This window comes from Sulfurimonas sp. NW15, from assembly GCF_051132285.1.
Classification (GTDB): domain Bacteria; phylum Campylobacterota; class Campylobacteria; order Campylobacterales; family Sulfurimonadaceae; genus Sulfurimonas; species Sulfurimonas hydrogeniphila.
Genome location: NZ_CP093237.1, coordinates 1,810,717 through 1,826,567 on the forward strand (window position 1 = coordinate 1,810,717; position 15,851 = coordinate 1,826,567).

Annotated in this window: 15 protein-coding genes; all 15 read right to left on the reverse strand. The window is 37.8% G+C overall.

Features of this window, described 5'->3' with window-relative positions:
- Position 1 precedes the first annotated feature (1 nt).
- Positions 2–1,711 carry a flagellar basal-body MS-ring/collar protein FliF gene (fliF, locus tag MLC52_RS09305; RefSeq protein ID WP_151899800.1) on the reverse strand — a complete coding sequence of 570 codons (1,710 nt, stop codon included), beginning with the start codon at positions 1,709–1,711 and terminating at the stop codon, positions 2–4.
- A gap of 19 nt (positions 1,712–1,730) precedes the next feature.
- Entirely contained in the window at positions 1,731–2,825 is a 1,095-nt protein-coding gene (hisC, locus tag MLC52_RS09310; protein ID WP_151899799.1) for a histidinol-phosphate transaminase, read from the reverse strand.
- Positions 2,822–3,904: a prephenate dehydratase gene (pheA, locus tag MLC52_RS09315; RefSeq protein ID WP_151899798.1), complete on the reverse strand. Its 1,083-nt coding sequence runs from the start codon at positions 3,902–3,904 to the stop codon at positions 2,822–2,824. Before pheA ends, hisC begins: the two co-directional genes overlap by 4 nt.
- Positions 3,904–4,692: an HAD-IIA family hydrolase gene (locus MLC52_RS09320; RefSeq protein WP_434580153.1), complete on the reverse strand. Its 789-nt coding sequence runs from the start codon at positions 4,690–4,692 to the stop codon at positions 3,904–3,906. The genes pheA and MLC52_RS09320 overlap by 1 nt, the downstream gene beginning before the upstream one ends.
- 1 nt (position 4,693) lies before the next feature.
- Positions 4,694–5,905 (reverse strand): diaminopimelate decarboxylase, encoded by a 1,212-nt coding sequence (gene lysA, locus MLC52_RS09325; protein ID WP_188110035.1) that lies wholly within the window; start codon positions 5,903–5,905, stop codon positions 4,694–4,696.
- 53 nt (positions 5,906–5,958) lie between these two features.
- Positions 5,959–7,035 carry an LptF/LptG family permease gene (locus MLC52_RS09330; protein WP_346389885.1) on the reverse strand — a complete coding sequence of 359 codons (1,077 nt, stop codon included), beginning with the start codon at positions 7,033–7,035 and terminating at the stop codon, positions 5,959–5,961.
- A complete protein-coding gene (gene pth, locus MLC52_RS09335; protein WP_151899795.1) occupies positions 7,029–7,583 on the reverse strand; it encodes an aminoacyl-tRNA hydrolase in 555 nt (184 codons plus the stop codon). Before pth ends, MLC52_RS09330 begins: the two co-directional genes overlap by 7 nt.
- A 7-nt stretch (positions 7,584–7,590) precedes the next feature.
- A complete protein-coding gene (locus tag MLC52_RS09340; protein ID WP_151899794.1) occupies positions 7,591–8,127 on the reverse strand; it encodes a 50S ribosomal protein L25/general stress protein Ctc in 537 nt (178 codons plus the stop codon).
- A gap of 56 nt (positions 8,128–8,183) precedes the next feature.
- The gene (locus tag MLC52_RS09345; RefSeq protein ID WP_151899793.1) at positions 8,184–9,374 is read right to left on the reverse strand and encodes a type IV pilus twitching motility protein PilT; all 1,191 of its coding nucleotides are present in this window, start codon (positions 9,372–9,374) and stop codon (positions 8,184–8,186) included.
- Positions 9,371–10,354 (reverse strand): transaldolase, encoded by a 984-nt coding sequence (locus MLC52_RS09350; protein WP_151899792.1) that lies wholly within the window; start codon positions 10,352–10,354, stop codon positions 9,371–9,373. The genes MLC52_RS09345 and MLC52_RS09350 overlap by 4 nt, the downstream gene beginning before the upstream one ends.
- A 165-nt stretch (positions 10,355–10,519) precedes the next feature.
- A complete protein-coding gene (locus tag MLC52_RS09355; RefSeq protein ID WP_230973299.1) occupies positions 10,520–11,836 on the reverse strand; it encodes a sensor histidine kinase in 1,317 nt (438 codons plus the stop codon).
- Complete coding sequence (locus MLC52_RS09360; RefSeq protein WP_434580156.1) at positions 11,833–12,771, reverse strand: aminodeoxychorismate synthase component I; 939 nt, start codon at positions 12,769–12,771, stop codon at positions 11,833–11,835. The genes MLC52_RS09355 and MLC52_RS09360 overlap by 4 nt, the downstream gene beginning before the upstream one ends.
- Positions 12,768–13,637, reverse strand: coding sequence for an aspartate carbamoyltransferase catalytic subunit (locus tag MLC52_RS09365; protein WP_346389881.1), 870 nt, complete (start codon positions 13,635–13,637; stop codon positions 12,768–12,770). The genes MLC52_RS09360 and MLC52_RS09365 overlap by 4 nt, the downstream gene beginning before the upstream one ends.
- A gap of 21 nt (positions 13,638–13,658) precedes the next feature.
- Positions 13,659–14,306 (reverse strand): dethiobiotin synthase, encoded by a 648-nt coding sequence (gene bioD / locus MLC52_RS09370; RefSeq protein ID WP_418640581.1) that lies wholly within the window; start codon positions 14,304–14,306, stop codon positions 13,659–13,661.
- Between the two features lie 501 nt (positions 14,307–14,807).
- Positions 14,808–15,830, reverse strand: a complete 1,023-nt coding sequence (gene ilvC / locus MLC52_RS09375) for a ketol-acid reductoisomerase (protein ID WP_151899787.1) — start codon at positions 15,828–15,830, stop codon at positions 14,808–14,810.
- Positions 15,831–15,851: the final 21 nt, after the last annotated feature.

Here is a 15,851-nt window from a genome sequence, read left to right on the forward strand (position 1 = left end):
CTTACTTCCTCTCTTTAGATGGAACTTCAGACTCTTCACTCAAAAGAGCCTCCAGCAAAGAAGCCACCTCTTCAGGTCTATCCTCCGCCATAGTTTTTACTTTTTCCAGGATAACCTCATGTTTGAGGTCATCTTCATTAAAATTACTTCCCATACCAAGTTGCTCTTCAACTTTTTTACGCATTTTTTGTACTTTTTCGACCAAATCATCGCCCTCTTCTTCATCCAGTTCCAGTGAAGGCGCAACAAGTTCTTCTTCTTCTTTTGACACTTCAAGCATCTTATCCGCAAACGGAGCAATGACTTTTTTGTACAAAACAAACAACAGGATAAACACAAACAGATATTTCAGCAAACCGGAAAATGGAGCCAAATATGTTTCACTGAATGCAATAGCTTTGTTGACTCCCTGAGCCCCTCCGCTTACAGATGCTCTTTCAAACTGCAAATTTTGTACACTGATTTGATCGCCTCTTTTAGGATCAATACCGATAGAACGACTGGCAAGAGAGGTTAAGGCATTTATGTCCGCAGCATCCAAAGGCACATACTCCATCTCATCAGTTGGATTCCCCTCTTTGTCCAGTTTTGGTTTGTATTTTCCGTCAACGACAACTGCAGCCGTTATCCTTTTGATTCTTGCAAACTGACTCTTTGTAGTGCTGACGGTTTTTCCGACTTCATAATTCGTTGTGCCGGAGTTTTTTGAATATTTCTCCACCATTTTATTTGAGGCAAGTCCCTGTACCGGACCAATGTTGCTTACAGTTCCAGGAACGCCTCCGACTTCTTTTGGGGCACTTCCTTCTCTTTTTTCTTCATTAACCTGTTCGCTTCGCACAACATTTTCAGGATCATATTTTTCGGAAGTAGAGTTTTTTTGTGAAAAATCAAATTCTATGGTTACCTGTGCCACAACCTTGTCACTGCCGCCTACAAAAGGTGCGATAACATCAATGATTTTTTCCTGCTTTTTTTTCTCTTCTTTTATTTTATATTTTTGCTGAGCAATAGAGAGTTCACTCATCTGCGCCATTTCATCGTCATCACCAAGTGTTACGCCGTCACTGTCAATCAACATTACATTAGAAGGTTTTAGTTTTGGCACAGCTGCTGCGACAAGATTTTTAATTCCCCTGATTTGCTTGGAAGTAAGCATCCTTCCCTCAACCAGCTGCACCATTACAGAGGCTGTCGGATCAACCTGTTTGGAGACAAAAAGAGTCTCTTTCGGCAGAGCAAGGCTCACTGTTGCTTTTTCTACAGGGGAAAGTGCACTGATAGTACGGGAGAGTTCACCTTCCAATGCGCGCAGATGCTTGATTTTTTGATCAAAATTTGTAGCACCGAATTCCTGTTTGTCAAAAAGTTCAAATCCCACGCCTCTATTTTTTGGAATACCCAAAGAGGCAATAGAAATCCTCTCTTTGTACACAATATCACGAGGCACTTTGATAACATTGTTTGCTTCAATTTTATAAGGAATATTATCTTTGTCAAGCTGTTCTACAACTTTTGCAGCTTCAGAGGGTGTCAGAGAATCAAAAAGTACTTCATATCTGTCAAGTGAAGTTTTTTTAGCAGTAAAAACAACTAAAAAAATCAAAAAAGCAACAATACCTATTACAGCAGCTGCTATAATCATTTTTTGCTGTTTTGTAAGTTTTGCATACAAAACTGATAATTGCGAAAAAAGTACTTTAAAATCCATCAACTTCCCATCTTAAATTTTATAATAACAGTGATGCAAGTTCAAAAAAACGGCTGTTTTGCTCTTTTGTTCCGACAGTTACACGAATTGCATTCAACCCATAACCACTTAAATCCCGTACTATCATTCCTTTACGCAATAAAGCATTAGAAATTTCTGTCGAATTTTGTGTGTTATTCAGGCATAAAGTAACAAAGTTTGTATAACTCTCTATTATATCTATTTTTTGCTCATTTGCAAACTCTTCATAGCGTTTCATCTCCTGGAAATTTAAAGCGATACAATTATTTACAAATTCCTCATCTTCAAGTGCAACACTGGCAGCTTCAAGCGACAATGTCGTTATGTTAAAAGGCGGTCTCAGTTTATACAGTTCTTTTATAATATTTTCTGACGAAATACCATACCCGACACGCATGCCTCCAAGTCCGTAGGCTTTTGAAAAAGTACCCAGATAAATGACATTTTCAAATTTTTCAACCAACTCTTGAGGCATGATTTTTTTACTTTTGTCTTTATATGCAGCATATTCCATATAGGCACCGTCTACAACAACCAAAGTATCATTGTCGATTTTTTCTATAAACTTCATCAATTTGTCTGCATCTATTGCATCCCCTGTCGGGTTATTCGGTGTGCACAAAAAAATTATCGCAGGATTTGTCTCTTTATAAAGCCCATAAAATTCATCTAAATCATGCTCCTGTGATGCAGTTCTCACAATCTCTGCCCCGACATGTTTCGCATAAATCTCATACATTGCGAAAGTCACACTGTTCATCAGTATTTTGGAATTTTCATCAGCTTTTGCATGCATAATAAATTCTATAACCTGGTCACTTCCGCTGCCGATAATAAGATTTTTGTGCTCTGTTGCATATTTTTTTGTTAACGCATTTTTAAGTTTAAGCATACTGTCATCAGGATAAAGTGCCATATTCGGTAGAATTTTTGCCACGGCACTTTGTACTTTGGGGGAGCATCCATACGGATTTTCATTTGAAGCAAGTTTTACAATATCTTTTGGTTCTATGCCGAATTCACGTACGACAAGTTCTATAGGCTTGCCCGCCTCATAAGTTTTGATATTTTGTAGTTTTTTATTAAATTTCACTCTTCACCCTTTACGTAACTTCCAAGCCAAGTGACTTCGTCTTTATGTTTCTGTATGACTTTTTGAATCTTTTCCTCATCTATATGACCATAAAAGTCTATATAAAACCAGTAGCCAAAACCACCTTTGTCTCTTGAGGGACGAGACTCAATTTTTGAAAGATTTATCTTCTCTTCTTCAAAATCCTGTAAAAAACGCACCAGAGAACCAGCTTCAACAGCGTCTTTTAATCGTACCAGTATCGAAGTTTTATCATTCTCGCTGACAGAATTTTTAAAATCACTTAAAATGACGAAACGCGTTGTATTGTCTATGGCATCTTCAATGTTTTCAAACAGAGTAGGAAGTCCATACAGTTTTGCTGCAATATGAGAACATATTGCAGCCGAATTTGGCTCACGTGCCGCCAAAATGGCTGCTTTTGCCGTCGATTCTACCGGGATCAGTTCAACATTGATCAAACCATGTTCATTTAAAAATTCCCGACACTGCCCAAAGCCTTTGTCTTTTGAGTAGATTTTTGTAATATCCTCAAGTTTTTCCGCCTTTGTTGCAAAAGACATGTGAATCGGCATATAAAGTTCTGCAACAATTTTCATAGGACTTTTTGCAAGCAGATCAAGTGTCTCTCCAACAATTCCGTCACGGGAATTTTCAATAGGCACAACTGCAAATTTGGCACGGCCGGATTCAAGTGTTTTAAATACAGAAGCGATAGAATTTAACGAAAGATAGTCACTCATAGCCCCAAAACGGCTTTCAGCCGCCTGATGCGTAAAACTCCCTTCAGGCCCCAAATAGGCTATACGTTCCGGCAGTTCCAAATTTCTTGCCACAGCAAAAATTTCTAAAAATATTGCTTCTATCGCTTTGTTATTTAACAGTCCGCCCTCTTTTTCATTCAAAGAAACCAGTCTGTCAATAATTGCTTTTTCACGTTCTGGTCTATAGATTGCGCCACCGGTCTCTTTTTTGATTTCTCCGACTCTCTGGACAACTTTCATACGCTTATTCAACAGTGTAAGCATCTCATTGTCGATCGCATCTATCGCTTCTCTACAGTCATCTAAAGTTTTCATTATTGCTCCATCTTGTGGCGGATTAAAATATCCTGCATATTTTTATATATAAAATCGGGGATATTTGCTTCTTTTAAAAAAGGGACAATTTCCTCGGCACTTTTATATTTTCCGCTTGTTACAAAGAGTGTTTTCATACCAAGCTCTTTTGCTCCGCCCAAATCACCTTTTACATCATCACTGATAATAGTTATATTTTGAAAATCTGCGGCAGGGTTTTGTCTTTTAATTCTTTTAAGTGCTTCATTGTAAAATGCCTGACTTGGTTTGCCTACAACATCATAAGAACAGCTTGTCGCGAATTCAAGCATCTTCAAAATCGCACCTACTCCAGGATAGCGCCTGTTATTTTTTGCATAAATAGATGTCTCATGCATACCGACAAGTTTCGCACCATCAAGTAAAAAATCTATCATTTGTGCATATTCATCCGCAGAAAAATCCTCTTTTATGGCAATCAGTACGGTTTTGGGGTTTTTGTAGTCAAGTTTGTATCCCATGCTTTGCAGTGTTTGTAAAAACTCTTTTGCACCATATGCAGCCACAGCCTCTTTTTCGACACGGGATTCCAGAAGCATTAAAGGATCAAGGTACTTTGTCGCGTCAAATTCAAAACCCAGTCTGTTTAGATATGCCAAAAAATTCTGTGATGCTTTTTTTGTATTATTTGTTATGATCATATAAGGAATATGCTCACGATTGAGCATTTGTATAAATTCCCTGCTTCCATCTATTGGAGATTTGTCTTCATCACTGATAAGCGTTCCCTGCACATCTATAAAATACATTTTAATCTACTAAAAATTCTTGTTCTAGACAGATAAGATCTTCAAAGCACTCTCTTTTTCTGATAAGTCTTGCTTTGGAGTTTTCAACAGCGACTTCCGCACTTCGTCCACGTGTATTGTAATTGCTCCCCATTCCAAATCCATAGGCACCGGCACTGTGAATCACAAGCAAATCATTTCTCTTTAGCTCCGGCAGAGGATAGTTTTTCGCAAAAAAGTCACCGCTTTCACACACCGGACCGACTATGTCTACTTCTCTCACCGGACCATTATTGTCTGTAATTGCTTCTATCTTATGATATGCATTATAGAGTGACGGACGCAGCAGATCATTCATTGCACCGTCAACAACAACAAATTTTTTATCACCATTTTGTTTTTCATAGAGAACTCTCGTCACAAAGTATCCTGCATTTGCCGTCAAAAATCTGCCTGGCTCACACAAAATTGTCAAGTCAAGAGCAGTGAGTGTCCCCAGAATGGCCTGTGCATAATCATAGGGCTTTATCGTCTCTTCATTATCATATTTGACGCCAAGTCCGCCACCAACATCAAAAAACTTCAACTCTATATCAATAGCCTGCAGTGAACGCACCAAATCTGCAACTATTTCGGCAGCCTCTCTTATCGGCTGCAATTGTGTCAGTTGTGAGCCTATATGAAAATGAATACCGACAGGGTCCAAATATTGAGAATTTTTAGCCTTGATATACATACGTTTAGCACTTGAGAGATCCACACCAAATTTATTGTCATGCAGTCCGGTAGAGATATAAGGATGTGTCTGCGGGTCAATATTGGGATTCACTCTGATACTTATGCGTGAAGGCTTGTCCAGTCTCTCTGCAATAGCCTCAACCCGATCAAGCTCCGCTTCGCTTTCAACATTGATATATAAAATATCTTTTTCTATCGCTTCACGTATCTCCTCATCACTTTTGCCGACACCAGAAAATATAATTTTATATGCGGGAATTCCTGCCAAAAGAGCACGACGCACTTCACCAATAGAAACACAGTCAGCACCACTGCCCATTTTTGCAAAATGACGAACAACACTTAAATTTGAATTTGCTTTTACTGCATAAGCAATAATAGACTTACGTCCCCTGAATGCTTCTTTTAACTCTGTATACTGTGCGGACATATAATCAAAATCATATACGTACAAGGGTGTTCCATACTCATCTGCCAATGCTTTAAAATCAATCATAAAAATTCCAAATATTTTTTAGATGATTTTATCTAAAATGTGCTTAGAAGTGCCTAAGACAGTAGTGTTCTGTGTCTATACCACTGAAAAAAGGCCAATAGAGCCAATATCGCAACAGGAAGAACTATCCCGACTTCACTCGGTATCACTTTATTGTTTGCAAGCTTTATCAGAAAAAAGAGAATTCCCCAGGTGAGCAACGTTGCCAGGATTGCACCAAATGTAAAAAGAGAAACATTCAAAAATCGTACACTCATTGGGACAAAGAAAAATATTATAACAATGAGACACGGAACAAAAAAAGGATAGATAAATATTTTATAAAGTGCTGACTTGATATTATCCGTATTAATGTTTTGTTTATTCAGTAAAAGCATAGCATCCACGGCATCTATAATTGTAAAGTTCACTTTTCCCTCATATACCTGGTCAAGCATTTTAGGGCGAAACCCTTCTAAAATTTTCAAATCTTTTGCTTTAGTGACTTTTATTCCGGGTGAGGCAAGAGACAAATCATCAGGCTTTGTAATAATATCAGCCTGCCTGATAAACCAGTAGTTATCTATGTATCTGGCTGACTTGGCAACAACCACTTCTTTTAAAGACTCATTTGTAACACTAAACACACGAATATTCTTCGCAGTTTCCTGCAAAGGAAGCAGTTTTGAAAAATATATATACTTTCCCTTGTACGCAAAAAAAAGATCGCGTGTGGGACTTAAATATTGCGAATTCTTTTTAATATTTCTGGAAAACTCTTCTGCTCTGGCAAAATTCGACCAGGCATGCAGCGCTATAAACAGAACAATAACAGCGGTAGAAACAAGAACAAAGGGACGCAAAACATCTACTCTTGAATATCCCAAAGAAAAGAATGAAACAAGTGCATTGGAGCGAATAAGATATATTTTTGTAGATATCATTCCAAATACCAGTGCGATTGGCAGTAAAATATCTATGGCAGAAAATGATTTGTACACCAGATAAATCAAAATAAGGTTTGCCGATGACTTGGATAAATCCTGGGCACTGCCCATATAGTCAAAACCGACAACAAACAGAACCAAAGCTGTCAGTATAATCAAAAAATATTTTATATAGTGCCATGAAATATATCTGAATGCTAACATTCCATTGCCTTTTGGGAGTATTTGCACCGTGTCTCTTCCAATGAATGTGTCAGTAAAAACTCCACTGCATCACAACATTTATCTATCCATTCCGACAGACATTTTTGTTCTGTTGCACTGAAAGGGCTTAATACATAAGAGGCCACTTCTCCCTTATGCGCTGGTTTTGCTATGCCCATTCTTACTCTGACATATTCACGGGATATTTTTGAATCTATTGATTTAAGACCGTTGTGCCCGCCATGTCCTCCGCCTTTTTTAAAACGTAAGGCACCAAAGGGAAGATCCAAATCATCATGTATTACAACGACATCTTCGATTTTGTAAAACTGCTTTACTTTTACAACAGATTCTCCGGAAAGATTCATATATGTCAATGGTTTTAATAAAAAATGATTTTGAAATTTATAGAGTTCACCTTGAAATGATGAGGAGGAAATCTTACTGGCATTATGACGACGAATCAATTCATCTATAACCATAAAACCGATGTTATGGCGTGTAGCCTCATAGTCGGATCCAGGGTTTCCCAGCCCAACTATAAGCATATTGCTACTACTTAGCTTTGATAATACTTAGTACGGCAACACGGTCAGCATCTGTAAATTGTACATTTTCAGTTACTTCGATGTCACGAATAAGCTTAGCGTCGCCAATATCCATATCTGTTACATCAATTGTAATTGCTTTTGGTAAATCTTCAATCTTTGCTTTGACTCTCAAACGTCTTTTTGAAATATTTACAAGTCCTTTGTTTTTCACACCGATTGAATCACCGACCGCTTCAACAGGAACCATATAGTGTGTTACAACACCTGGCTGTGCCACCATTAAATCTACATGTAAAAGTTTTCCTGTTACCGGATGAGACTCATATGCCTGAACAACAACCTGCATCTCTTTTCCATCAATTGAAACAGGAAATGCCAATGTGTTTTTATTACGAACAGTACGGATATACTCATTTTCTTTAAATGCAGCATTGATATTTTCAAGCCCTTTTCCGTAAATATTCGCAATTAGATAACCATCACGGCGAAGCGCTTTTGTGCCCTTTTTGCCAATACTCTCTCTAACTATACCTTCTAACATATGAAGTCCTTTGTCTTTTAAAATAGGCGCAATTATACAGTTTTATGGATTAAACTTTACTTTAAATCAAAAATATCATCATCGTCAGAAGATATTTCAACTTTTGGCAGTTCATTTTCTTCAGCCATATCTGCCATTGTCCCGCTTATAAGTCCGTTCATTTTCAGTTCTACATCAGAAGCACTCGTCGCATTGTTAAGCGCTTCTTCTTTGGAAATAACACCTTCATTGTAGAGATCCAGAATAGCCTGGTCAAAACTTTGTGATTTGTAATGCTCTTTTCCTGCTTCAATTGCATCACGAATTTCGTAATCTCTGTTTTCCAAAATAAGTTTTTCAATTGTCGGAGTCCGTACCAGTACTTCAAGAGCGGCGCGGCGCTTTCCGTCTACAGTAGGTATCAGCCTTTGAGAAACTACTCCCTGCAAAACACCTGCAAGTGAAAGACGCACACGATTTTGCTCATCTGTCGGGAACTGGGCAATTATACGGTTGATCGTCTCTTTCGCATCCACTGTATGCAGTGTTGAAAAAACAAGGTGACCGGTGTCTGCCGCGTGCAAGGCAAGGTTTATCGTCTCCTGATCCCGCATTTCCCCTACCAGAATAATATCAGGGTCTTCACGAAGTGCTGCACGCAGAGCTGTTCCAAAAGAGAGGGTATCCTGGCCTACAGAACGCTGATTGATGATACAGTTTCTGTCCTTGTGCACAAATTCGATCGGATCTTCAATGGTAATTATGTGCTTTTTCTTAGTAAGATTAATCTCATTGACAAGTGCTGCAAGTGTTGTAGACTTACCGCTTCCGGTCACACCCGTCACAAGAACCAAGCCTCTTTCTCTTTGTGTAAAACTTTTGACAATATCCGGTAAATAGAGTTCTTCAAATGAAGGAATTTTGATAGGAATCACACGAAATACTGCCGACACTCCGTCCATCTGAAAAAATATATTGACACGGAAACGGTTGTTTTCATCATAAGGATATACCAAATCGAGTTCTTTTTTTTCAACAAACTCGGCAAAACGCCCTTTTAAAAGTTCTTTTGCAAATATCAGGGCATCCTCTTTTGTTAAAATACCACCGGAAAACTGGACAATATTTCCATTAATCCTTGCCCGAATTACAGCATTGGCCTTTACATGTAAGTCACTGCCTCCCACCTCAATCATTTTTTTCAGATGCAGGCGTATTTTTTTTAACTGCTCAAATGTCAGCTTACTGACATCAACCTCTGTATTCATAATGCCTCCAATATCTCTTGGAATGCTTTTTTAAATGCTTCCAAACCATCATCTATTTGCTTTTGCAGTACTTCATCCATTTTAACACCGGTATCTTCTATCTGTGTAAAATGTCTGTTAATGATTTTTTTATCAATCGGCAAAGCTGCTTTTTTAGAACCATTATGCGCATGAAACGCTTTTATGGTATCTACAGGGGCTGTATTGACACTGTTATACGCCAACAGTTTTTCGATGTAATAATAGGGCGGCAGAGAGTCGTCTTTTACTCCGGTACTGGCAAAAAGAGCCCTGCATCCCTCTACATTCATACTCTGTATCTCTTCATAGATGACAGAAGTATTGTATATGCCTGTCAATCCTGTTTCTATACCGTTTTCTTTTAAGAGTATATCAAGTGCCCGGTCGATTCTGCTGACAAAAATACTGATAACAGTAGGCACGCTTTTGCCATATATTTCACTTCCTTTTTCAAAAGCCTGCGCACAGTATATGGCTTGGGATTTTTTAAAAATCAATGTTGCGTTCACAGGGATTCCAACAGATGTCAACGCCTGCATCGCTTCATACCCAGCTTCTGTGGCCGGAACTTTTATCATAACATTTTCTCTGTTTATCGCCTTAAAAAGCCTTTTTCCCTCTGCAGCAGTTGCCTGTGCGTCATCACACAAAAAAGGATCAACTTCTATACTGACATATCCGTCATCCCCTTTGTCGTATAAGGGTTTTAAAATATCTGCTGCTTTTCGTATGTCATATATTGCCACTGCTTCATATTTTTCTTTTGGAGAAAGCGCATCCAGTGATGCAAGTTGCTCTTTGTATGCAGGAGAGCTTAAAATTGCATTCTTAAATATTGCCGGATTTGAAGTGGCTCCATTGATTATTTTTTTGTCTATAAGTTCTTTAAATTCTTTGTCCAGGTAATCTCTTTCTATAAAATCAGCCCATAATGAAAACTTCAAATCTTCTATATACATTTTATCTCCGCTCTTTTGTAATTTATTTAAGAACACCTTCACTGCCATTAGGTTAAGTATTTATTGGAGCCGGCACTGAAGTACCGGTTCCGAGAAAGCATTAATTTTCTTAACTTAATGGCAGTAAAGGTGCCATTCATCTATTATAACCCAATCAATCTAAAATTAAGCTAGTTTCTTTGGTACTGTAAAATGGAATACAGTACTGTTATTTTCACTCTCAACCTCTATTGTTGTATGAAACTGTTTTTGCATTATCATTTGTGACATGTAAAGGCCAAGTCCTGTCCCATTCTTGCCTTTTGTACTGAAATAAGGTTCAAAAATAGAATCAATATGCTCTTTTTTTATCCCTCCCGCATTATCTTCAATTTCTAACTGCAAGGCATCTCCCCGGTTCTGTACACGAATAATTATTTTCGGATCTTTAATCTCTCTTGCAATCAGTTCATCAACGGCGTTATTTAAAATATTCAACAGTACCTGAATAAGTTCATTGGTATATGTATTGATAACTGCACTGTTTTTTTGCATATATAAAATTTTTATATATGTTTCTTTGAGTCTCGGTTTAGTAAAATTAATCGCTTTTTGTATCAACTCGTTTATCTCTATGGAGTTTATCTCTTTTTTGGGATGAAAATAGGTTTGAAAATCATCAATCGTGGCCGAAAGGTAGGCAATAGTATTGTTTATCTCTTCAAAAGCGGTTTCATATTCTTTTTCTCTGATCTCTTTTCCCAACAGGCGTTTTATCTGTAAATTTGATATATTGAGGGTGACAGTTGAAAGAGGCTGACGCCATTGGTGGGCTATCATGCTTATCATCTCGCCCATAACCGCCTGTTTGGACTGTACAGACAATATTTTATCTTTTTTCGTCAGTTCATCCAGCTGCTTTTTGAGCATATTTTTCTGTTCAATGATTAAACTTGCCGCTTCATTCATACGCTTTTGATAAAAATAGATAATGATACTTACAAGAATAAGCACAAAAGAGATATACGTCACCTGAAACAGAGAATACGATACATGTACAAAAGGCTGTAGCGGTGCGATGAGCAAGAAAAACACCATTGCCGCAACCCAAAAAAACACATACCTGTCACTTCCAAAGTAGAGAAGAATAATAGGGTAGGTAAAAATCCATATATGTTTTAATTCTTCAGGCTTGCTCATATAAACCAGGAGTAAAAACAGTATACTGTACTGCAGAGTCATCAAAAAAGATATGACTTTAAAATACTTTTTATTGATACGTAAAGCCAACATGAGTCCAACAGCACTTAACAATAAAACAGTTTCTACAGGAATAAGCGCCGGCGTTGCTCTGAGAATATTTGCACTGATCCCAAAAATCAATCCGGCAAAAGAGAGTAAAAAAACAATATTCACCATTTGAAATTTATTTTTTAATTCACTTTCATCTTCTTTAAAATCCCAGCCACTGGTAAAAAAGTTCTCTAACAATTTGTTTTTCATGGTAAATATATCTTATCCTGCAGTTCTTTATACTCACTTTGTACATCACTGTCCAAAGTAATTCCACCGCCGCTTTTATAGAAGTACCCCTTGGCACTCTTTTGTATAAAACGTATCATCACACCGCTGTCCAGGCTGTCCCCGTCAAACACACCAAATACTCCACTGAAAAATCCGCGGGCATAGCCTTCAATATCTTCAATAATATTGACGGTACTTTTTTTGGGTGCACCGCTTATACTCCCCGCCGGAAGAAGTGTTTGCAATATTGTACCGAGTTCTTCCTGCCAGTTTACATGTAAAGAACCGCGTATATGGGAGCTTATCTGTAAAAGTTTCTTCTCCCCGGCTTCTATTGTCTGTATATAACGAAATCTCTCTACTGTAACATCAGAAGCGACCATGGAAAGATCATTTCTAAGCAAATCTACTATCATAATATGCTCAGCCATCTCTTTTTCATCGGCTAATATTTTTTTCTCGGCATTGACTTTGGCAGCATCAATAGTGCCTTTCATAGGAAAGGTATGAATCGTATTGTCAGCAATCTGTATAAATTTTTCAGGAGAAAAGCAGAGAAACTCATCTTTATATCGCAGTTTATAATGCGCATTTGCCACCCTGAACATCTCTTTTAAAGTAAGGTCTGTTTTTACAGGTGTCTGTTGGGTAAGATTGAGGATATAGGTCTCACCTGATTTAATCTTTTCAATAACAGCATCAAATTTTTTTTTATACTCTGAAAATTTTATGGGATCAGTCTGAAGAATATGCAAATGTTTTTTGAAACTGTATTTTTCGTTAATACAAAACTCTATATCTTCTTTTTCCAGGTCTTCAAGAAGAATTACCTCAACATTTTCCCCTTTAAAGTCACTTATAAACAAAAACGGCTTTTTCTGTTTTGCCAAAACATTTATTTTCTCAAAACTCATGCAATCAGTTTTTTGAGTATAGCCATTCGTATATTAACCCCGTTACTCACCTGCTCCAAGACCTTGCAACGCTTATCTTCGAGCATTGCATCACTGATATCGATATTTCGATGAACTGGTCCCGGGTGCAGGAGTATAATCTCTCTGTCTCCAATGAGTTCCTCCGTTATACAAAAATCGCTTGCATAGTCTTTTAACGAAGCGTAACTTTGCGAAGAGTGTCGCTCTGTCTGTGTACGAAGACTCATAATAGCATCCACCTCGTCAATAATCTCTGACAAATAATGAGTTGTTCTTAGACGGGTTTTTGGCAAAAAATGCGGTGGTGCCACCAAAATCACCTCCATTCCAAAACGTGTTAAAAGTTCTATATTTGAGTTTGCAACACGGGAGTTTTTAATATCTCCGACAATAGCGATTTTTTTTCCTTCAAGTGAGCCAAAGTGCTCCTTGAGTGTATACAAATCCAAAAGCGCCTGAGAAGGATGGGCATGGGCACCGTCGCCGGCATTGACAATGCTAGCCTTGGTATGCTTTGAAAGAATCTGGGGCACACCCGCATTTTCATGACGGACTATGATGGCATGTGGTCCCATAGCATCAAGATTCATTGCCGTATCTACAAGTGTTTCACCTTTTTTTGTAGAACTTTTTGCAACATCAAGATGCACTATTTCAGCACCGAGTCTTTTTGCGGCTATTTCAAACGAACTTTTTGTTCGTGTCGAATTTTCAAAAAAAAGTGTAATAATAATCTTGTCTTCTAAAATTCTTTCAAAACGGCCGTCACTGAATTTTTTTGCATCTGCCAACAACCTTTGTATCTCTTCTTTTGTAAAATCATCAGTACGTATTAAATGCTGCATTTTTATCCTAAATTATATAATTTACAAATTATACAGGAGTTGGCTTATAGTGTCAATATCCTCTTGAATTTTCAACACACCAAATCCGCTTTTGTCAAAATAAGGCCGACTGATTTTATCAAAACCAGCCTCTTGATCCCGGCAGTTAAATCCAACTACATGCGCAATATTTTTATCTTCCAAAGCTTTTTTACTCAACAGAGTATCATTAATGCAGCCCAAAGAGCAGTGTGTTACCAGGAGTGCGGGTGCTTCAAACTCTGCTATCAGGTCAATAATCATATATTTTTCATCCACAGGCACATATAATCCGCCCGCCCCTTCGATTATCAATACATCACACAGTTTCTCAAGCTTTTGCACAGTTACATGTAATCTGCTCTTATCAAGTGCCGTACCGCCTGATGCGACAAAAGGAGCGGCAGGAAGTTCATATGATACAGGAACTATATCTTCTACATGTAAACCCAAAAACTCCGGATTTAATTTTTGCACCAATGTCAAAAGTTCACTTCCATCAGGATAAAAACCATCAACAACACCTGTTTCTATCGGTTTCATCACACCTACACGCAAACCTCGCGAAGCAAATGACTCCAGTAGAAGTTTTGTAGTATATGTTTTGCCTATATCGGTATTGGTAGCTGTTACAAAAATACGTTTTGCCAAATCTATTTCCTTTTTTCAAATTATATCATAGAAAACCAAACTATATATTGATAACCACTATCGATATTAATATATACTTAAGAAAGAGCATGCTACAATTTCAAAAATTGATACTAATTATCATTAAAAGGCTTCTTATGTCAGACACAATACTAAAATCAAAAATACAGACTCTGCTGCAGCAATCTGCTTATGACAAAAGTGTTAAACTCATTTGTCCTATTGTTAAAATACTTTCTATGAGATATCCATATCTTTCAAAAAATAAAATTTATACACTCACAAAGTCTCTTGTATAGCATGAAGATAAAAGAATATATCGGTTCTATTATAGTGAAGGTATTGAAAACAGCAATGATTTAAAAATAGCACAAGAGATGGGTGTTGACTATATACAGGGGTATCTTTTTAAAGAGAAGTTTGTAAATATTTGGAAAAATGATGAAAATATATGCAGATGATCATCAGCACACTGCCAAATGGCAAGTGCTGAGAATAAAATTAGTTTGTATCTTGGTTGACAATTTTATTTGCTGAAATCCAAGGCATCATTTCACGTAACTTTACACCAGTCTGTTCAATCAATGAAGCACGGGCATTTGCTCTTTCTGCATTCATACGAGGATACCCGGCCTGACCTTCAAGTATAAAGTCTTTTGCAAATCTGCCGTCTTGAATCTCTTTGAGAATCTCTTTCATTGCCTCTTTTGATTCTTTGTTGATAACACGTTTGCCAGAAACATAGTCACCATACTCAGCAGTGTTTGAGATAGAGTATCTCATATCAGCGATTCCGCCCTCAAACATCAGGTCAACGATAAGCTTGAGTTCGTGAAGACACTCAAAGTAAGCCATTTCAGGAGCATATCCGGCTTCTGTCAATGTTTCAAAACCGGCTTGAACCAAAGAAGTAACACCGCCGCAAAGAACAGCCTGCTCTCCAAAAAGGTCAGTTTCTGTTTCATCTTTGAAAGTTGTTTCAATAATCGCAGTACGCCCGCCACCGATTGCAGAAGCGTAAGAGAGTGCCAACTCTTTTGTAGTTCCTGAAGGATCATTTTCAATAGCAATAAGATCCGGAATACCACCGCCGCGTACAAATTCAGAACGTACGGTATGTCCCGGAGCCTTTGGTGCAATCATAGTAACATTAATATCTGCAGCAGGAATAATACTCTTGTAGTGAATGTTAAAACCATGACCAAAAGCGATCGTATCGCCCGCTTTTAAATTTGGTTCAATCTCTTCTTTGTAAATTCTTGCCTGATCTTCATCAGGAAGAAGAATCATAACAACATCTGCTTTTGCAGTAGCTTCAGCAACTGTTAAGACCTCAAATCCTTTTGCCTCGGCTTTTGCCCAGCTTGCGCCGCCTTTACGAAGACCGACAACAACATCTACACCGCTGTCTCTAAGGTTTTCAGCGTGTGCGTGCCCCTGAGAACCAAATCCTATCATTGCAACTTTTTTGCTTCTGATTATATTAATATCACAATCTTTATCATAGTAAACATTTAATGCCATTACATTTCCTTGAGCTTCATG

Bases quoted from the DNA above. Each gene is read 5' to 3' on its own strand.
- pheA (WP_151899798.1), bottom strand. From the start codon at position 3,904: ATGAAAACTTTAGATGACTGTAGAGAAGCGATAGATGCGATCGACAAT.
- MLC52_RS09360 (WP_434580156.1), bottom strand. From the start codon at position 12,771: ATGAGTTTTGAGAAAATAAATGTTTTGGCAAAACAGAAAAAGCCGTTT.
- pth (WP_151899795.1), bottom strand. From the start codon at position 7,583: ATGCTTATAGTTGGGCTGGGAAACCCTGGATCCGACTATGAGGCTACA.
- MLC52_RS09350 (WP_151899792.1), bottom strand. From the start codon at position 10,354: ATGTATATAGAAGATTTGAAGTTTTCATTATGGGCTGATTTTATAGAA.
- MLC52_RS09345 (WP_151899793.1), bottom strand. From the start codon at position 9,374: ATGAATACAGAGGTTGATGTCAGTAAGCTGACATTTGAGCAGTTAAAA.
- ilvC (WP_151899787.1), bottom strand. From the start codon at position 15,830: ATGGCATTAAATGTTTACTATGATAAAGATTGTGATATTAATATAATC.
- MLC52_RS09365 (WP_346389881.1), bottom strand. From the start codon at position 13,637: ATGCAGCATTTAATACGTACTGATGATTTTACAAAAGAAGAGATACAA.
- MLC52_RS09330 (WP_346389885.1), bottom strand. From the start codon at position 7,035: ATGTTAGCATTCAGATATATTTCATGGCACTATATAAAATATTTTTTG.
- fliF (WP_151899800.1), bottom strand. From the start codon at position 1,711: ATGGATTTTAAAGTACTTTTTTCGCAATTATCAGTTTTGTATGCAAAA.
- MLC52_RS09320 (WP_434580153.1), bottom strand. From the start codon at position 4,692: ATGTATTTTATAGATGTGCAGGGAACGCTTATCAGTGATGAAGACAAA.
- MLC52_RS09340 (WP_151899794.1), bottom strand. From the start codon at position 8,127: ATGTTAGAAGGTATAGTTAGAGAGAGTATTGGCAAAAAGGGCACAAAA.
- lysA (WP_188110035.1), bottom strand. From the start codon at position 5,905: ATGATTGATTTTAAAGCATTGGCAGATGAGTATGGAACACCCTTGTAC.
- MLC52_RS09355 (WP_230973299.1), bottom strand. From the start codon at position 11,836: ATGAAAAACAAATTGTTAGAGAACTTTTTTACCAGTGGCTGGGATTTT.